This window comes from Cellulomonas sp. H30R-01 (assembly GCF_010119915.1).
GTDB lineage: Bacteria > Actinomycetota > Actinomycetes > Actinomycetales > Cellulomonadaceae > Cellulomonas > Cellulomonas algicola.
Genome location: NZ_CP048210.1, coordinates 2,964,995 through 2,980,919, shown reverse-complemented (window position 1 = coordinate 2,980,919; position 15,925 = coordinate 2,964,995). Strand labels below are relative to the sequence as shown.

Sequence of the window (15,925 nt, the reverse complement as noted above, 5' to 3'; positions counted from 1 at the left end):
GGCACCGTGACGATCCGCGTCGGGACGTCCGGCTGGTCGTACGACCACTGGGAGGGCGTGCTCTACCCGCCGGGCATGCCGCCGCACGACCGGCTCGCGCGGTACGTGCAGGAGTTCGGCACCGTCGAGCTCAACGCGTCGTTCTACCGCTGGCCCCGCGACGCGACGTTCGCGTCGTGGAACCGCCGACTGCCCGACGGCTTCACGATGTCCGTCAAGGCGTCACGAGGGCTCACGCACGCGAAGCGGCTGTACGCGCCCGAGGTGTGGTCCGAGCGGATCGCCCGCTCGTGGCACGCGCTGCGCGACCGGCGCGAGGTCCTGCTCGTCCAGCTGCCGCCCGACCAGCAGCGCGACGACGCCCGCCTCGACTGGTTCCTCGGGTCGCTGCCGTGGTGGGTGCGGGTCGCCGTCGAGCTCCGGCACCCGTCGTGGCAGCACGATGACGTCTTCGCGATCCTCGAGCGGCACGGCGCCGCGTCGTGCGTGATGAGCGGCGCGGGGCTGCCGTGCGTGCTCCGCGCGACGGCGCCCTTCGTGTACGTGCGGCTGCACGGGCCCGACCACCGGTGGCTCTACGGCGGCTCGTACTCCGACGACGACCTGCGCTGGTGGGCGGACCGCGTGCGGGAGTGGGACGCGCAGGGCCGTGACGTGCTCGTCTACTTCAACAACGACGGCGACGGGAACGCGGTGCGCAACGCCCGGACGCTGCGGTGGATCCTCGGCGCCTGAGCGGGGCCTTCTCGCCATGTGACCGGGTCCCGGACAGGGGTGGTGCGCGGCGACAGGCTGCGGTTAGCCTGCCCGCATGTCCTCGTCCCGGGTGTGTTGTCGCTGAGCTGACGACCTCGCGCGCCCGTGGCCCGACGGCCCTCGCCGCGCACCCCGTACGACCCGAGGACCTCCTCCCGTGACTCAGCTCTTTGCGCGCACCCGCGCGCCGCACGCCCTCACCGTCGCCCGCCCGCACCGACCCGCCGACGTGCCCATCCGCGCAGGCGTCGCTACCGCCGAGGCCGCACCGGTCGTCGAGCGCGTCGCCGTCGACCGGGCGGGGCGCACGACCGTCGAAGCCACCTCCGCCGCGACCCGCCCACCGGGCGTCGAGGTCGTCGTCGCGAGCGCCGCGCTCGACGACGTCACGCTCCTGCGGTCCGCCGCCTCGGCCGACACCGTCCGCATCCGCTACTCGCCCACGCTCGCGACGCCGACGGCGGTCGACGTGCTCGTCGCGGTGCTCGAAGGCCACCTCCTCGCGACCGGGCGTCAGCGCGGTGACGTCCGTGTCGTGCTGGAGGTCGAGACCGTGGTCGCCGACGACGAGACCGACGCCGCCCGCCGACGCGCGAACCTGTCCTACGCCGAGGCGTTCTCCGGGCTCGCCTGGCGACCCTCGTCGACGTGGCTCGTCGGCACCCCGGACCGGGTGCGCGCGGACGCCGCCGCCCTCGTCGCGGCCACCGGTGTCGATGCCGTCGTCCTCGCGCTCGTCGGCTGCTCCCGCGAGCACGCGGACCGCCTGGCCACGTCGACCCCGACGGCCGCCTGACGACCGCGCCGCCCGGCCCGCCCTCAGAGGTCGCGCAGGTGCAGGAGGCTGCGCAGGCCGAGCGCTCGGCGCAGCGACGGCTCGGCGCACCCGTCGACGACCACCGCGGCGCCGACCCACGTCGCGCCGCTGAGTCGGACGAGCTCCCGGCAGGCGAGCGCCTGCGCGCCGGTGTCGATCCAGTCGTCGACGAAGAGGACCCGGTCGCCGCTGCGCAGGAGCCCTCGGCGCACACCGAGGGTGAGGTGGCGGTCCCGGTAGTCCGGACGCGTGGTGACCTGCCACCAGGCGTCGCTGTCAGCGCTGGGCACTGCGTCCTTGCGGAGCTCGACGAAGCCGGCGCCGAGGTGCAGCGCCGTCAGCACCCCGAGCATCGAGCCGCGCGACGGCGGACCCACGACAGCGGTGACCGGCGCGCCGGCGAGGGCAGCGAGTGCCGGACCGAGTGCGGCCAGGACGGCGGGATCACGCCACCAGCCCGAGACGTCGGCGTACGACGTCGGGTCGGTACGGTCACCGCGCCACCGGAAGGTGGCGCGTAGGGCGGAGGTGGTCACGGCGACCGTAGGGCCGTGTCGAGCGGTTTCGGCGCGGACGTCTGGTGCCGGGTCGGGCGTGCAGGCGCATCGGTCGTCTCAGTCGAGCTCGCGCAGGGGTCGGGTGCGGTGGCCGCCCGCGTCGCCCGTGTTGGTCGTGCCGACACGCTCGATCAGGACGGCCCGGACCTCGCCGTGCGCGAGCGGGCAGTGCTCGACGCCGCGGGGGACGACGAACACGTCGTCGGGGCCGAGGTCGACGTCGCCGTCACGGAGCTGGATGGTGAGCCGGCCCGCCACCACGAGGAAGAGCTCGTCGGTGTCGGGGTGGGTGTGCCAGACGAACTCGCCGTCGAGCGTCACGACCTTGACGTCGTGGTCGTTGACCGTGGCGAGGCGGTGCGGCTGATAGGGCGCCGGGAGGCCGCCGAGCGCGGAGCGGACGTTGCGGACCCCGTCGTGCGTCATGGCACGACGGTAGGGCCACGGCCTCCCGCGGCGCTCGGGTCGACGTTCGGGACGGCGCCGGACGACTCGGGCGGGCCTGGGGAGGAACGGCGGGCCGGGCCCGGGTCGCGTGGCATCCTGGCCCGCGTGCCACGCCAGAGCGCCGTCCCGTCCCTGCCCGTCCGGGTGCTGGGGACAGGTGCCCACCGCCCCTCCCGCGTCGTCCTCTCGTCCGAGCTGGACACCGCGCACGGGCGCGACGCGGGCACGTCGGAGGCGCGGTCCGGGGTGCGCTCGCGGCGCTGGGCGTCGGCGGAGGAGACGTCGTCGGTGATGGCGGCGGCGGCGGTGCGGCAGGCGCTCGACGCAGCCGGGCTCGACGTCGGGGACCTCGACGCGGTGGTCGTGTCGGCCGTCGCCCCCGAGCAGCCGATGCCGACGACCGCGGTCCTCACCGCGGCCCACCTCGGTGTCCCGGGCGGGCGGGTCGCGGCCCTCGACGTGAACGCCTCGTGCGTCGGATTCCTCTCCGCGCTCGACCTCGCGTCGGCTGCCGTCGCCGTCGGACGGTGGGAGCGCGTCGCGGTCGTGGCGACCGAGATCGCGTCGAAGGGGCTCGACCACCGCGAGGTCGAGGGGTCGGCACTGTTCGGTGACGGTGCGGCCGCGGTCGTCGTGGGTCCGGCCGCGGCGGAGGACGGGTCCGCGGTGCTCGCGAGCGTGTCGGGGGTGTGGCCGGACGCCCGGTCCGCCTGCCGGATCGACGCGGGTGGGACGCGCTTCAACGTGACGACCCCGCCCGACGACCCGTCGGCCTACCTGTTCCGCATGGACGGCGCCGCGCTGCTGCGGCAGGTCGCCCGGCACCTGCCCGGCTTCCTCCGGGAGCTCGAGCGGCGAGCGGGGCTCGGCGTCGCCGAGGTGGACGTCGTCGTGCCCCACCAGGCGAGCGCCGTGGGCCTGCGCTACCTGCGCGAACGCGTCGGGGTGCAGCCGGACGCGGTCGTCGACATCCTCGCCGACCACGGCAACCAGGTGTCCGCGTCGGTGCCCACGGCCCTGCACCACGCCGTGACGTCGGGCCGGCTGCGACGTGGCGGGACGGCGCTGCTGCTCGGCACCGGCGCGGGCCTTGCCCTGTCGGCCACGATGCTGCGGTACTGACGAGATGACCGTCGAGCTGACGCTGCTGGAGGCCGGGCACACCACGCACAGCGCGGGCGTCGCGCGCCGCGGAGCCGGCCGCGCACCGGTCCGGTTCCCCGCGCTGGTCGGGGTCGTGCGGCACGCCGGCGGCGTCGTGCTGGTCGACACCGGGTACGCGCCGCGCGTCGTCGAGGCGCTCTCGCACGGGATCGACCGCGTCTACGGCGGGCTGCTGCCGGTGCACGTCGGACCGGACGAGTCGGCGGTCGCGCAGCTCGCCGCGCGCGGGATCGACGCCGCCGAGGTGACCCATGTCGTCGTCACGCACCTGCACGCCGACCACGTCGGCGGGCTGCGCGACTTCCCGTCCGCACGCGTCGTGGTGGCGCGGCGGGCCGTCGACGAGATCGCGCGCGTCCGGGGGTTCGGCCGTCTCCGCCGCGGACTGGCCCCGGTGCTGCTCCCCGACGACCTGGCCGACCGCCTCCTCGACCCGATGACGCTCCCACGTGCGGACGGCGCGGACCTCGAGCCGCTGGGCGGCGCGCGTGACCTGCTCGGTGACGGGACGGTCGTGGTCGTGCCGCTGCCCGGGCACGCCACCGGCCACCTCGGCGTCCTCGTGCGGACGGCCACGCGCGACGTGCTGCTCATCGGCGACGCCGCCTGGGACCGTCGCGCCGTGACGCACCGCGAGCTGCCCGCGCCCGTCGTCCGGCTGCTGTCCGCCGACTGGCCTCGGTACACGCGGACCATCGACGTCCTGCACCGCCTGGCGGAGCGGCGGCCCGACCTGATCGTGCTGCCCGCGCACGACGAGGCCGCGATCGCCGAGGCCCGCGCGGAGCTGACGACGTGAGCCGGCCGCACGCCGCCCGTGCCCCGCACCCTGTTCGTGGCGCGCCGGCGGACACGTCCGCAGGCCGGCGCGTCCCGGAGCGGCAGCCGTGAGCCGGGCACGGGTCGTGTGGCACTACACGCGGGCGCGGCGGCGGACGTTCGCCGACCGGGCCGCGCTCGAGGCGTGGCAGGACCGGCACCTGCGCCGGGTGCTTCGGCTCGCCCCGCGCCGGTACGCGTTCTACGCGGGGACGACGCCGCGCGCGCTCGCCGACCTGCCGGTCGTCGACAAGACGGACGTGCTCGCGCGGTTCGCCAACCTCAACGTGCGGGGCGTCGGCCTCGACGAGTGCCTCGCGGCGGCCCGTTCCGCCGAACGGGGTCGCGACTTCGGCACGACCCTGCGCGGGCTCTCCGTCGGCCTGTCCTCCGGGACGACGGGCCGGCAGACCGCGTTCCTCACGTCCGCCGCCGAGCGCGACCGGTGGGCGGGCGAGGTCCTGGCCCGCACCCTCCCCGACGGTCTCCTCGCCGGGGCCCGCGTCACGCTCGTCCTGCGCGCGGGCGGGCCGCTCTACGAGAGCGTCGACGGCGGACGCGTGAGCTTCCGGTTCGTCGACCTCGCGCTCGACGAGGACCGCCTGCTCGACGAGATCCGCGCGGCCGACCCGACCGTGCTCGTCGCGCCGCCGTCCGTGCTGGTCGCGGTCGCCCGTGCGGGACTCGGGCTGCGACCGCAGAGGGTGCTGTCGGTCGCGGAGGTGCTCGACCCGCACGACGCGGCCGCCGTCGAGGACGGGCTCGGCGTGCGGGTCGACCAGGTCTACCAGGCCGCCGAGGGGTTCCTCGGGGCGAGCTGCGCTCACGGCCGGCTGCACCTCGCGGAGGACCTCGTCGTCGTCGAGCGGGAGGACGTCGGCGACGGTCGGTTCGTGCCGGTCGTGACCGACCTGTTCCGCAGCAGCCAGGCCGTGCTGCGGCGCCGGGTCGGGGACGTGCTGGTGCCCGACGAGGACCCCTGCCCGTGCGGCTCCCCGATGCTCGCGGTCCGCGAGATCGTCGGCCGGTCCGACGACGTCCTCTGGCTGCGGCGGAGCGGCGGGGCGGGGTCGGCCCTCGGGTCGTTCCACCCCGACTTCGTGCGGGCCGCGGTGCTCGCGGTGCCCGAGGTCGACGACTTCCGGGTCGACCAGACGGCGGCCGACGCGCTGCGGCTCGCCGTCGAGCCCGCGACCGCCTTCGACGCCGCCCGACGCTCGCTCGAGCGCGCGCTCGCCGACGCCGGGCTGGCCGTGCCGTCGGTCGTGCCCGGCGAGGTCGAGCCGCGGGACCCGCTCGTCAAACGCCGGCGCGTCCGGCGCGACCCCGCCGTCCTCGCGGGCCCGCGGTGACCAGTCCGGCGCCCGGGTCGAGACCCGGCCGCCTTCTCGGGCGCGCGCTCGGAGCGTCGCCTCGACCTCCGCGGGCCGCCGAGCGTGGCGTGTCGCGAGGGACGGGCGTCAGCCACCGTCCGGGGACCGATGGCCCTCGAGTGCGTCGTCGATCGCGTCGGCGACCCCGGCGACGGGGTCGTACGTGGTGGCCGCGGTGGCGAGCGCGTCCAGCCGCGAGCGGTCGGAGGCGAGCACCGAGCGCACGGCCTCGGCGACGCGGCGACCCTCCAGGCGGCGCACGCGCACGCCCGCGCCGGCCGCGACGATGCGCGCGGCGAAGTCGAACTGGTCGTAGTCCTGCGGGCACACGACCGCGGGGACCCCGGCGCGGACCGCGCTGTACGTGATCCCCGCGCCGCCGTGGTGCACGACGGCCGCGCACCCGGGGAGGACGTCGTCGTAGGGAAGGTGGGCGTAGACGTGCACCCGCCCGTCGACGACGAGCGGGTCGGGGGAGAGTCGGGCGGCGTCGCCCAGGCTCACGACGACCGCGTGCCCGGGCAGGCCGTGCGCCAGCGCCCGGGCTTCCTCGACGAGCCGGTCCTTGGCCCACGGCAGGTGCGTGCCGAGCGTGACGAGCACGCGCGGGCCGTGGGGGAGCCGCGGCGCGGGTCCCCGCTCCGGGGTGCCGGTGACCGGTCCGACCATGCGGAACGCCGCCGGCCAGTCGCGGTCGAGCTCGAGCTCGGTCATCCCGAGCCCGAGGACGTGGGTCGGCGAGTACGCGGCCTCCGACCCGTCGGCCCGGTAGACGCCCGTGCCGGCGGCGCGGAACGCGGGTGCGAGGGCCCGCTGCATCGCCCGCTTGGTCACGCGGGTCGCGGCCCGGCCCGCGGCGTCCCGGACGCGGTGGCCGGCGTGCCGCGCCGGCCCCCAGCCGCCGCAGTAGGACGGCGTACCCGTGCGCGTCTCGAGCGCGAAGGGGGTCGGCATGGTCGTGAGCCAGGGCAGGCCGTGGTCGAGCGCGACCATGCCCGCGACCGGCGCCGTGAAGTCGGCGAGCACGGCGTCGGGTCGATCGCGCCGGACCAGGGCGTCGATCTCGGTGCGGGCGCGGGGGAGCAGCCGCAGGTTCGCCGCGAGCTGGCGCGTGAGCAGCAGGGGGTTCGACCGGACCGGGCCGTTCGTGTCGGCGATCCGGTCGAACACGTGCGGGTCGTCCGGCAGGAGCGCGTCGGCGGCGAACCCGTGCTCCCGCAGCAGGTCGGTCTTCGTCGCGCCCGTCGCGAAGCGGACGTCGAACCCGCGGTCCCGCAGGCCGCGACCGAGCGTGACCAGCGGGTTGAGGTGCCCGGCGAACGGCGGGGCGACGAGCAGCAGCCGTGCGGTCACGACGTGCTCCGCGGTCGTGCGTCGGCACGTCTGGCGAACGCGGACGGCCGGACGCGACCGGGTTCGCCGACGGGGCGGGCCACCGCGATGTCGGCGGTGGGCGGGGCCTGGGGGCCGCTGCCGCGTGGAGGACCGACGAGTCTGGTCACCGCGGCGATCGCCGCGGGTGACGTCGCCGCCGCGAGGTGCCCGCCGGGCACGGTGACGTCGACCGGGCCGCGGTGGCCCCACCGGCTGAGCAGGTCGGCGGAGCCGCGGACGGCGTGCACCGTCCACCCGCCGCCCGGCCGCGGTAAGGCGCCGACCGGCCCGAGGCCGACGACGTGCACGCGCAGCCCGTCGGGTACGCCGACCAGGGGCGCCGCGGCGGCCGCCATCCGCGCACCCGTGCTGCCGCAGAGGAGCAGGAGGTCCCGACGCGTCCCGTCGAGCAGCCGCTGCAGGTGCCGGGCGGTCTCGCGCGTGAACGCGGTGCCCGGCCGGGCCGCGGACCACTGGGCGGCGTTCCGGACCGACGCGAGGACGAGCGGAGCGGCACGGTAGGGCGCGACGGCACGGTCGGTCCACGGGAAGCCGACGCGCACGGGCGTCCAGCCGTCGACGGCGAGGGCGTCGAGCATCGCGTCCTGGGCGGGTGAGAGGGCGGAGTGCGTCCACGAGCTCTGACCCGTGAGCCATGCGACGCGGGCGTCGACGACGTCGGCCAGCGCGTGGGCCGACGCGTGCGCGTCGAGCCACCTCACGGCGCGGTCCCGATCCCGACGCGCACGCGCCGGCCGCGCCACGTCACCGTGCGGGGACCGAGCTGCGCCGCGACGGCCTGGAGCGGCGCGAGCACGGCGGCGACCGGCTCGAGCAGCACGCCCAGCCACCCGGGCGAGGTGGTGTGGATCGGCGACGCCATGTGGTCGGCCGAGGCAGCGTCAGGTGGCACGGCGGCCATCACCCGCAGGCGCAGCGCGCGGGTGACGAGCGCGGGGACGGCGAGGGCTGCGACCCCGGCGCCGACGGCGGCGAGGGAGCCGGAGGCGACGGCCAGCACGACCGCGACGAGCGGCAGGGCCGTCGGGACGAGGACGAGCAGCAGGAGCCGCGCCGAGAGGTCACGCCGGACGACCTCGCCCGCGAAGAGGAGCCAGCGCCGCACGGTCCGCAGGTAGGCGGCCGCGGTCGGGACGGTCGTCGCGACGATCGCGGGCTGCGAGGTCTGGACGATCCGTAGGCCGTGCGCGCGGAACAGCCGGGCGAGCGCGTAGTCGTCGCACGTGGCGGTCGCGAGCGCGGCGAACCCGCCGACGCCTTCGAGCCGGTCGCGCCGGAGCGCCACGACCATGCCGTTGACGCTGACGGGAGGTCCGACCTGCGCGAGCGGCAGGTAGGTCACGAGCGCCGAGCCGTTGACGAACGCGGCGAGCAGCCGGGACCAGAGCCCGCCCTGCTCGCGGTAGACGGGGACGCCGGTCGCGAGGTCGGCGGCGCCGAGCGCCCCGACGAGCCGCGCGAGTCCGCCGGCGGGGAGGGCGGTGTCGTCGTCCAGCAGGACGACCGTGCGGCTCCGCACGTCGGCCAGCGCGAGCTTGTGGACCTTGGGGTTGACGCCGGGTCCCGGTGGCGGGCACACGACGACCTCGACGTGCGGGCGTCGCGTGCCCTCGCCTCGCACGGCACCGACCTCGTCGGCGACCTCCCGGGCCGCGGGCCGCCAGGTGGCAGCGGTCGCGGCGGCGGCGTCGACCAGGACGGCAGCCGTCGCGCCAGTGGCCCGCGCGGCGGCGGTCGCGGCGGCCCGTCCGGCCGTGTCGTCGTCGTCGACCAGGAGCAGGACCCGTGCGGGCGCGAGGGTCCGGACGGAGGACGCGAGGACGTCGGGCAGCAGCGGGTCGCCGGAGCGGACGGCGACGAGGACGGTGACGTCGGCGAGGTCCTGCGGGGATGCGGCACGGGCGGGCGCGACGATCGCGACGGCGGCGAGGCTGCCCCGGACGGCGGTGATCACCAGGAGGAGGGCCGCGACGACGAGCGCGGCCTCACCCATGCGCGCGCACGAGCCGGTCGACGCTCTCGTCGAGCGACACCGCGGGGGCGCCGAGGTCGCGCAGCGTCCGCGTCATGTCGAACGTCTTGGACCGCGAGAGCACGGACACCCCGAACCGCGTGATCGGTGGCTCGCGCCAGCCGAGCAGCGTGGCCGACACCTGCTCCCCGGCGCCCGCGAGCCCACGGACGACCGACGGCGGGACGTGGACGGTCCGCGGCCGGGCGCCGAGCCGCGCGAGGATGCCGAGCAGGAACGGGTACAGGTCGACGGGCTCGGCGTTCGTCAGGTGGTAGAGCCCGGTGGCGCCGCGCTCCACGGCCTCGTTCACGTAGTGCGCGGCGGTGTGGACGTCGGTGAGGTCGGTGCGCACGGGCGGCCCGTCGCGACGCTCGAGCACGGGCAGCAGCCCGCCCTGGGCGAGCCGCAGGATCCGGGGCAGGAGGACGGTGTCGCCGACGCCGAACACGGCGCGCGGTCGCACGACGACGTGCGGGCCGGGGTAGCCGGCGACGACGCGCTCGGAGATCCGCTTGGTGCGCGCGTACGCGTTGAGCAGCTCGTCGTCGGGCGGGACGGGGCTGTCCTCGGTGAGGTCGTGCTGGTCCTCGTCGCGGTAGAGCACGGACGACGACGAGACGTGCACGAGCGGTGGCGCACCGTGGTCGGCGGCCCACCGCGCGACGTGGCGGGTCGCGTCGACGTTCGCCGCGACGAACGCGCGCGGGGGTGCCCAGGGGGACGCGAGCGCGGCGCAGTGCACGACCGCGTCGACGGGCCCGGGGACGGCGTCGTCGGGCAGCGGGCGGGACAGGTCGTGCCGGACGTAGGTGTCGACGTCGTTGGTCGCGGTGGCCGACCGCCCGAGCCCGACGACGTCCCAGCCGCGCGCGTGCGCGTCGGCGACGATCCGCGTCCCCAGGAAGCCGTTGGAACCGGTGAGCAGGAGACGCATGCCGTGGAGGATACGGCGGTCACGACGTCGGCAGTCCGGTCCTCCACAGGCGTGTCCCCGCGGGAGCGTCGGCGGCGGATCCGGAGTCACGACCACCGGGTGGTGCGCCGCGCACGCACGACGCACCACCCGGTCACGACCGGCCCGTCAGCGGCCGAGGCGCGTCCACCGGCGCACGGAGAGCACGCCGAACACGGCGACCAGCACGACGGGCCAGACGACCGCGAGCAGCAGCGCGTGCTCCGAGGCCCAGCCGGTGCTCGCGACCGTGGGGTTGCCGAACAGGTCGCGCGTCGCAGCGATCGTCGCGGTGATCGGGTTCCACGCCGACAGCGCCTCGAGCCACCCGGGCATCGTCGAGATCGGGACGAACGCGTTCGACAGGAACGCGAACGGCCAGACGAGGATCTGCACGGCCGTGACGCCGCCCTGCCCGCGGAACAGCAGCCCGAGCCAGATGCCGAGCCACAAGAACGCGAACCGCAGCAGGAGCAGCAGGCCGAGCGCGACGAGCGCGTTCCCGAGCCCTTCGTGCCACCGCCACCCGACGGCCAGCCCGCCGAGGAGCAGGACGAGCAGCCCGACGACCGACGAGAGCATGTCGGCGATCGCGCGGCCGAGCAGCACCGCGCCCCGGGACATCGGCAGGGACCGGAACCGGTCGGTCACGCCGCGCTGCACGTCGGTCGCGACGGCGGTCATGGTCGACTCGAGGCCGAAGGCCATCGTGACGGCCAGCATGCCGGGGAACAGGAACTCGATGTAGCCGCCGGGGACGTCGATCGCGCCGCCGAGCAGGTACCCGAACATGAGCAGCAGGAGCAGCGGGAACGCGAGCCCGATCAGCAGGTCCCACGGCTGGCGTCGCCAGTGGCCGAGGTCGCGCAGGGTCACGGTCCAGGCGTCGCGCAGCGCCCACGACGGTCCGCCCGACGGGACGGGTGGGGCGGTGCGCGCTCGGGTGGTGGTCACGGTCATCGGGAGGCCTCCTCGGCGGTCGCGGCGGCGGGGGAGTCGGAGGCGGACCGGGCGGACGTCCCGGCCGGGGCGTCGGCGGGAACGCCGGTGAGGTGCAGGAACGCCTCGTCGAGGGTCGGCCGTCGCAGGGCGACGTCGTCGACGGGGACGCGTGCGTCGTCGAGCGTGCGGACGACGCGCGTGAGCGCCGCGACCCGGTCGACGACCGTGGCGGTGACCCGTCGGGTGGCGACGTCCGTCTCGACGTCGGTGCCGACGGCGTCGAGCGCCGCCCGCGCGGCCGGCAGGTCGGCCTCGGAGCGGACGACGACGTCGAGCCGGTCCTGACCGATGGACGCCTTGAGCTCGTCGGGCGTGCCGCGGGCGACGAGCCTGCCGTGCGCGAGCACGCTCACCTGCGACGCGAGCTGGTCGACCTCCTCGAGGTACTGGGTGGTGAGCAGCACCGCGGTCCCGCCGGCGACGAGCTCGCGCACGGCCTGCCACACCTCGCGCCGGCCGCCCGGGTCGAGGCCGGTGGTCGGCTCGTCGAGCAGCAGCACCTGGGGGTCCAGCACGAGCCCGGCGGCCAGGTCGAGCCGTCGGCGCATGCCGCCGGAGTAGGTGCCGACGGGCCGGTCGGCGGCGTCGGCGAGGTCGAACCGGTCGAGCAGCTCGTCGGCGCGGCGCCGGGCGTCGCGCGTGGGGAGGTGCGAGAGGCGGCCGAACATCACGAGGTTGTCGCGCCCGCCGAGGATCTCGTCGACGGCGGCGTGCTGGCCGACGAGGCCGAGCCGGCGGCGCGCCCGCGCGGCGTCGCGGACGACGTCGTACCCGGCGACGTGCGCGGTGCCGCCGTGCGGGTCGAGCAGCGTCGAGACGATCCGGACGGTGGTCGTCTTGCCGGCGCCGTTGGGCCCGAGCAGGGCGTGGACGGTGCCGTGCTCGACGTCGAGGTCGAGCCCGTCGAGCACGGTGGTGCCGCCGTAGCGGCGGGTGAGCCCGCGCACGCGGACGGCGGGCATGACGGGCTCAGCGGTCGCGGCGGGACCGGCCGCGCGGGTGGTCGGGGATCCGGTGGACGTGGGCATGAGTGGTCCTCCTCGGGCGGGAGCGCTTATCGTACAGCGTACGACAAGAACGCGCGGACGTCCCCACCTGTTCCCGGCAGGGAGGATGAGGTCATGACCGAGCACACCGGGACCGGCGACCCGGCCCGCAGCATGGCCCTGCTCTGGCGCACCGCCGAGCCCGCCGCCCCGCGCGGCCGCGGTGCCGCCGCCGGGCTGTCCGTGGACCGCGTCGTCGCGACCGCCGTGGCGCTCGCGGACGCCGAGGGGCTCGGCGCACTGTCGATGCGCCGCGTCGCGACCGAGCTCGGCGTGGGCGCCATGACCCTCTACACGTGGGTCCCGGGCAAGGGCGAGCTGGTCGACCTCATGGTCGACGCGGTGCTCGGCGAGGTCGTCGACGCGCTCGGCGGTCTCGCCGCACCCGCCGTCGCACCCGCCGTCGCACCCGCCGTCGCACCGGCACCGGCTCCCGCGCCGGGTCGCGCCGACCCGGCAGCCGTCGAGGCGCCCGCGTGGCGCGACCGCCTCGAGGCCGTCGCCCGCGCGAACTGGGCGGTCTTCGCGCGTCACCCCTGGCTGCTCCAGGTCGCGGCGATGGGCCGCCCGCCGCTCGGCCCGAACGTCATGGCGAAGTACGAGGTCGAGCTCCGCGCGGTCGACGGCACGGGCCTCGACGAGGTCACGATGGACGCGGTCGTCACGCTCGTGAACGGGTTCGTCGGCGGGGCCGCACGCGGCGTGCTCGACCGTGCGCAGGCCGAGCAGCTGACCGGCATCAGCGAGGAGCAGTGGTGGGAGGCGACCGCCCCCTACGTCGACCAGGTCTTCGACGCCGACGCCTACCCGACCGTGGCGCGCGTCGGACCGGTCGCCGGCGAGGCGAACCAGGCGGCGTACGACCCGCACCGCGCGTTCGAGTTCGGCCTCGCCCGGCTCCTCGACGGCATCGCGGTGCTCGTCGACGCCGCCCGCTGACGTCGGACCGGGCCGTCGAGGTCGGGGAGGATGGGCGCATGAGTGCGACCCTGCAGGCCCGCGCGGTGTCCGCCGCCTTCGGCGACCGCGAGCTGTTCTCCGGCCTGGACCTCGTCGTCGCGCCCGGGGACGTCGTCGGGCTCGTCGGGCCGAACGGCGCAGGCAAGACGACGCTGCTGCGCATCCTCGCGGGCAGCCGCGCGCCGGAGTCCGGGACGGTCAGCCTGTCGCCGCCGACCGCGCAGGTCGGCTACCTGGTGCAGGAGGTCGAGCGCAAGGACGACGAGACGGTCCGCACGTTCCTCGAGCGGCGCACCGGCGTCGCCGCCGCGCAGACCGAGATGGACGACGCGTCGCACGCGCTCGCGGCCGAGGAGCCCGGCGCGGACGACCGGTTCACCGAGGCGCTCGAGCGGTGGATGTCGCTCGGTGGTGCGGACCTCGACGCGCGGCTCGGCGTCGTCGCGGACGACCTCGGACTGACCGTCGACCTGGACCTGCCGATGACCGCGCTCTCGGGCGGGCAGGCGGCGCGCGTCGGCCTCGCGGCGCTGCTGCTGTCGCGGTTCGACCTGTACCTGCTCGACGAGCCGACCAACGACCTCGACACCGACGGCCTGCACCGGCTCGAGGAGTTCGTCGACCGCGTGCAGGCACCCGTCGTCGTCGTGAGCCACGACCGCGAGTTCCTCGCGCGGACCGTGACGCGGGTCGTCGAGATCGACCGCAGCCTCCAGCGCGTCGCGACCTACGGCGGCTCCTACGACGCGTACCTCGACGAGCGGTCGACCGCCCGCCGCCAGGCGAGAGAGGCCTTCGAGGACTACGCGACCCGGCGCGACGCGCTCCAGGCGCGGGCCCGCACGCAGCGCGCGTGGATGGAGAAGGGCGTGCGCAACGCCCGCCGCAAGGCCACCGACAACGACAAGAACGTCAAGCACCACCGCGGCGAGACGTCGGAGAAGCAGGCCGCGAAGGCGCGCCAGACGGACCGGATGATCGAGCGCCTGGAGGTCGTCGAGGAGCCGCGCAAGGAGTGGCAGCTCCGCATGAGCATCGCCGCGGCACCCCGGTCGGGCGCGGTCGTGGCGACGGCCCGGGCAGCGGTCGTGCGACGCGGCGACTTCACGCTCGGACCGGTCGACGTGCAGCTCGACTGGCAGGACCGCGTGGCGGTGACCGGGCCCAACGGCTCGGGGAAGTCGACGCTCCTCGCCCTGCTCCTGGGCCGGGTCGCGCCCGACGAGGGGAGCGCGGCGCTCGGCCCGGGCGTCCTCGTCGGCGAGGTCGACCAGGCGCGCGCCGCGTTCGAGGGCGACGCGCCCGTCGGCGACGCGTTCGCGCGCGAGGTCCCCGACTGGACGACCGCCGACGTGCGGACGCTGCTCGCCAAGTTCGGCCTCGCGGGACACCAGGTCGGCCGCCCGGCCGACTCGTTGTCCCCCGGCGAGCGCACGCGCGCCGCGCTCGCGCTCCTCCAGGCCCGCGGGGTCAACCTGCTCGTGCTCGACGAGCCGACCAACCACCTCGACCTGCCCGCGATCGAGCAGCTCGAGCAGGCCATGGAGTCGTTCGACGGCACGGTCCTGCTGGTCACGCACGACCGCCGCATGCTCGAGACCGTCCGCCTGACGCGTCGCTGGCACGTCGAGGACGGCCGCGTCACCGAGGTCGCACCGGACTGACCGGGCCGAGCGCGCCTTGCCGAGGACGCTCCACGGCGCACGCGGACCTGGTGGGATGTCCGCCATGACACCTGCGCACGACGCCGTCGAGCACGAGGACCTCCCGCGCCTGCGGACGCTCCTGGACGAGGGCGCGGACGTCGAGGAGGTCCACGGCGGCCTGACCCTGCTCCAGCACGCGGTCGACGTCGAGATCGACGCGCACACCCAGACCGGCGAGCCGCTCCACGTGGACCTGACGGCCTACCTCCTCGCGCGCGGCGCGGACCCGCTCGCCTCACCCGCTCCCGGCGGAGCCGGTTCGGCGCTGCACACGGCACGGCTCCGCGGGCACTGGCTCGCCGTCGCGGTCATGGAGGCGTTCGTGCGCGTCGACGAGGGCGGACACCGCACCCCCGAGCTCTGACGGCTCGACCTCCCCGATGCGCGACCCGGCTCGTCACCAGGCGCTGAGCGACACCGAGGCGCCCGTCACGACGGAGGCGCCATCCTCGTCGAGGTCGACCGTCGGGTCGACGAACGCGAACACCCCGTGGCCTCGTTCGAGGCGCAGGAACACGTGGCACGCGTCGGACTCGAGGTCGGGCGCCACGAGGGTCGCCGAGCAGTCCTGCTCGAGCGTGCCGCCGTCGGTGGCGCCGAGCCCGGCGGCGAGGTCGGCGGCGACGTCGGCGACGGCCCGGTCGACGCCCCAGCACGCGACGAGGTCGTCGACGTGGCACCCGGTCTGCTCGACGGCGCCGTCGGGCATGGGCAGCGCGGCCCCGCGCTCGACGGCCTCCGCCCGGAGGTGCCCGTCGACGGCCCGCAGGACCCCGGGTACGGTCACGGCCACAACCGCGCCGACGGCGACGACGGCGAGCGAGACGATGAACACCGGCCGCGGAGTGCGCATGCGCAGGTCATCGGCAGTCCAGGGGGCGTGCTTGAACGGCGGTCGGACGTCGGGCTGCGACGTC

17 protein-coding genes are annotated in these 15,925 nt (G+C 76.2%); 8 read left to right on the top strand and 9 right to left on the bottom strand.

What is annotated here, in order from left to right; all coding sequences use genetic code 11:
• Positions 1 to 6: 6 nt before the first annotated feature.
• Together GXP71_RS13360 and GXP71_RS13355 are read left to right on the top strand one after the other, a co-directional pair.
• On the top strand, positions 7 to 735 hold the full coding sequence (locus tag GXP71_RS13360; protein ID WP_162353038.1) for a DUF72 domain-containing protein: 729 nt from the start codon (positions 7 to 9) through the stop codon (positions 733 to 735).
• A gap of 178 nt (positions 736 to 913) precedes the next feature.
• Positions 914 to 1,552, top strand: coding sequence for a hypothetical protein (locus GXP71_RS13355; protein WP_162353037.1), 639 nt, complete (start codon positions 914 to 916; stop codon positions 1,550 to 1,552).
• A 23-nt stretch (positions 1,553 to 1,575) separates the two neighbouring features.
• Here GXP71_RS13355 and GXP71_RS13350 read toward each other — a convergent pair whose 3' ends face one another.
• Together GXP71_RS13350 and GXP71_RS13345 are read right to left on the bottom strand one after the other, a co-directional pair.
• A complete protein-coding gene (locus GXP71_RS13350) occupies positions 1,576 to 2,109 on the bottom strand; it encodes a phosphoribosyltransferase family protein (protein ID WP_162353036.1) in 534 nt (177 codons plus the stop codon).
• A gap of 78 nt (positions 2,110 to 2,187) precedes the next feature.
• A complete protein-coding gene (locus tag GXP71_RS13345) occupies positions 2,188 to 2,556 on the bottom strand; it encodes a cupin domain-containing protein (RefSeq protein ID WP_162353035.1) in 369 nt (122 codons plus the stop codon).
• Between the two features lie 126 nt (positions 2,557 to 2,682).
• Here GXP71_RS13345 and GXP71_RS13340 point away from each other — a divergent pair, with 126 nt between their 5' ends.
• The 3 genes from GXP71_RS13340 (at position 2,683) to GXP71_RS13330 (ending at position 5,912) form a co-directional block, all read left to right on the top strand.
• Positions 2,683 to 3,699, top strand: a complete 1,017-nt coding sequence (locus tag GXP71_RS13340) for a 3-oxoacyl-[acyl-carrier-protein] synthase III C-terminal domain-containing protein (protein WP_162353034.1) — start codon at positions 2,683 to 2,685, stop codon at positions 3,697 to 3,699.
• A 4-nt stretch (positions 3,700 to 3,703) separates the two neighbouring features.
• Positions 3,704 to 4,540, top strand: coding sequence for an MBL fold metallo-hydrolase (locus GXP71_RS13335; protein WP_162353033.1), 837 nt, complete (start codon positions 3,704 to 3,706; stop codon positions 4,538 to 4,540).
• An 88-nt stretch (positions 4,541 to 4,628) separates the two neighbouring features.
• Entirely contained in the window at positions 4,629 to 5,912 is a 1,284-nt protein-coding gene (locus GXP71_RS13330) for a F390 synthetase-related protein (protein WP_162353032.1), read from the top strand.
• A gap of 108 nt (positions 5,913 to 6,020) precedes the next feature.
• Here GXP71_RS13330 and GXP71_RS13325 read toward each other — a convergent pair whose 3' ends face one another.
• The 6 genes from GXP71_RS13325 to GXP71_RS13300 form a co-directional block, all read right to left on the bottom strand.
• Complete coding sequence (locus GXP71_RS13325) at positions 6,021 to 7,286, bottom strand: glycosyltransferase (protein WP_162353031.1); 1,266 nt, start codon at positions 7,284 to 7,286, stop codon at positions 6,021 to 6,023.
• The gene (locus tag GXP71_RS13320) at positions 7,283 to 8,029 is read right to left on the bottom strand and encodes a hypothetical protein (RefSeq protein ID WP_162353030.1); all 747 of its coding nucleotides are present in this window, start codon (positions 8,027 to 8,029) and stop codon (positions 7,283 to 7,285) included. The genes GXP71_RS13325 and GXP71_RS13320 overlap by 4 nt, the downstream gene beginning before the upstream one ends.
• The gene (locus tag GXP71_RS13315; protein ID WP_162353029.1) at positions 8,026 to 9,321 is read right to left on the bottom strand and encodes a glycosyltransferase family 2 protein; all 1,296 of its coding nucleotides are present in this window, start codon (positions 9,319 to 9,321) and stop codon (positions 8,026 to 8,028) included. Before GXP71_RS13315 ends, GXP71_RS13320 begins: the two co-directional genes overlap by 4 nt.
• Positions 9,314 to 10,276, bottom strand: a complete 963-nt coding sequence (locus GXP71_RS13310) for an NAD(P)-dependent oxidoreductase (protein WP_162353028.1) — start codon at positions 10,274 to 10,276, stop codon at positions 9,314 to 9,316. The genes GXP71_RS13315 and GXP71_RS13310 overlap by 8 nt, the downstream gene beginning before the upstream one ends.
• Positions 10,277 to 10,423: 147 nt before the next feature.
• Positions 10,424 to 11,254 carry an ABC transporter permease gene (locus GXP71_RS13305; RefSeq protein WP_162353027.1) on the bottom strand — a complete coding sequence of 277 codons (831 nt, stop codon included), beginning with the start codon at positions 11,252 to 11,254 and terminating at the stop codon, positions 10,424 to 10,426.
• The gene (locus GXP71_RS13300) at positions 11,251 to 12,324 is read right to left on the bottom strand and encodes an ATP-binding cassette domain-containing protein (RefSeq protein ID WP_238402413.1); all 1,074 of its coding nucleotides are present in this window, start codon (positions 12,322 to 12,324) and stop codon (positions 11,251 to 11,253) included. The genes GXP71_RS13305 and GXP71_RS13300 overlap by 4 nt, the downstream gene beginning before the upstream one ends.
• Before the next feature lie 93 nt (positions 12,325 to 12,417).
• On the opposite strand from GXP71_RS13300, the gene GXP71_RS13295 reads away from it, so the two are divergent.
• From GXP71_RS13295 to GXP71_RS13285, 3 genes are all read left to right on the top strand, one after another.
• Complete coding sequence (locus tag GXP71_RS13295) at positions 12,418 to 13,281, top strand: TetR/AcrR family transcriptional regulator (protein ID WP_162353026.1); 864 nt, start codon at positions 12,418 to 12,420, stop codon at positions 13,279 to 13,281.
• A gap of 38 nt (positions 13,282 to 13,319) precedes the next feature.
• Positions 13,320 to 14,966, top strand: a complete 1,647-nt coding sequence (locus GXP71_RS13290) for an ABC-F family ATP-binding cassette domain-containing protein (RefSeq protein WP_162353025.1) — start codon at positions 13,320 to 13,322, stop codon at positions 14,964 to 14,966.
• 64 nt (positions 14,967 to 15,030) lie between these two features.
• Entirely contained in the window at positions 15,031 to 15,372 is a 342-nt protein-coding gene (locus GXP71_RS13285; protein WP_200829668.1) for an ankyrin repeat domain-containing protein, read from the top strand.
• Between the two features lie 33 nt (positions 15,373 to 15,405).
• Here GXP71_RS13285 and GXP71_RS13280 read toward each other — a convergent pair whose 3' ends face one another.
• Entirely contained in the window at positions 15,406 to 15,861 is a 456-nt protein-coding gene (locus GXP71_RS13280; RefSeq protein WP_124342323.1) for a hypothetical protein, read from the bottom strand.
• Positions 15,862 to 15,925 lie beyond the last annotated feature (64 nt).

Excerpts from the sequence above, each read along its gene's own strand:
- GXP71_RS13335 (WP_162353033.1), top strand. The coding sequence starts at position 3,704 with ATGACCGTCGAGCTGACGCTGCTGGAGGCCGGGCACACCACGCACAGC.
- GXP71_RS13300 (WP_238402413.1), bottom strand. The coding sequence starts at position 12,324 with ATGCCCACGTCCACCGGATCCCCGACCACCCGCGCGGCCGGTCCCGCC.
- GXP71_RS13295 (WP_162353026.1), top strand. The coding sequence starts at position 12,418 with ATGACCGAGCACACCGGGACCGGCGACCCGGCCCGCAGCATGGCCCTG.
- GXP71_RS13305 (WP_162353027.1), bottom strand. The coding sequence starts at position 11,254 with ATGACCGTGACCACCACCCGAGCGCGCACCGCCCCACCCGTCCCGTCG.
- GXP71_RS13285 (WP_200829668.1), top strand. The coding sequence starts at position 15,031 with ATGACACCTGCGCACGACGCCGTCGAGCACGAGGACCTCCCGCGCCTG.
- GXP71_RS13290 (WP_162353025.1), top strand. The coding sequence starts at position 13,320 with ATGAGTGCGACCCTGCAGGCCCGCGCGGTGTCCGCCGCCTTCGGCGAC.
- GXP71_RS13345 (WP_162353035.1), bottom strand. The coding sequence starts at position 2,556 with ATGACGCACGACGGGGTCCGCAACGTCCGCTCCGCGCTCGGCGGCCTC.
- GXP71_RS13280 (WP_124342323.1), bottom strand. The coding sequence starts at position 15,861 with ATGCGCACTCCGCGGCCGGTGTTCATCGTCTCGCTCGCCGTCGTCGCC.
- GXP71_RS13315 (WP_162353029.1), bottom strand. The coding sequence starts at position 9,321 with ATGGGTGAGGCCGCGCTCGTCGTCGCGGCCCTCCTCCTGGTGATCACC.
- GXP71_RS13310 (WP_162353028.1), bottom strand. The coding sequence starts at position 10,276 with ATGCGTCTCCTGCTCACCGGTTCCAACGGCTTCCTGGGGACGCGGATC.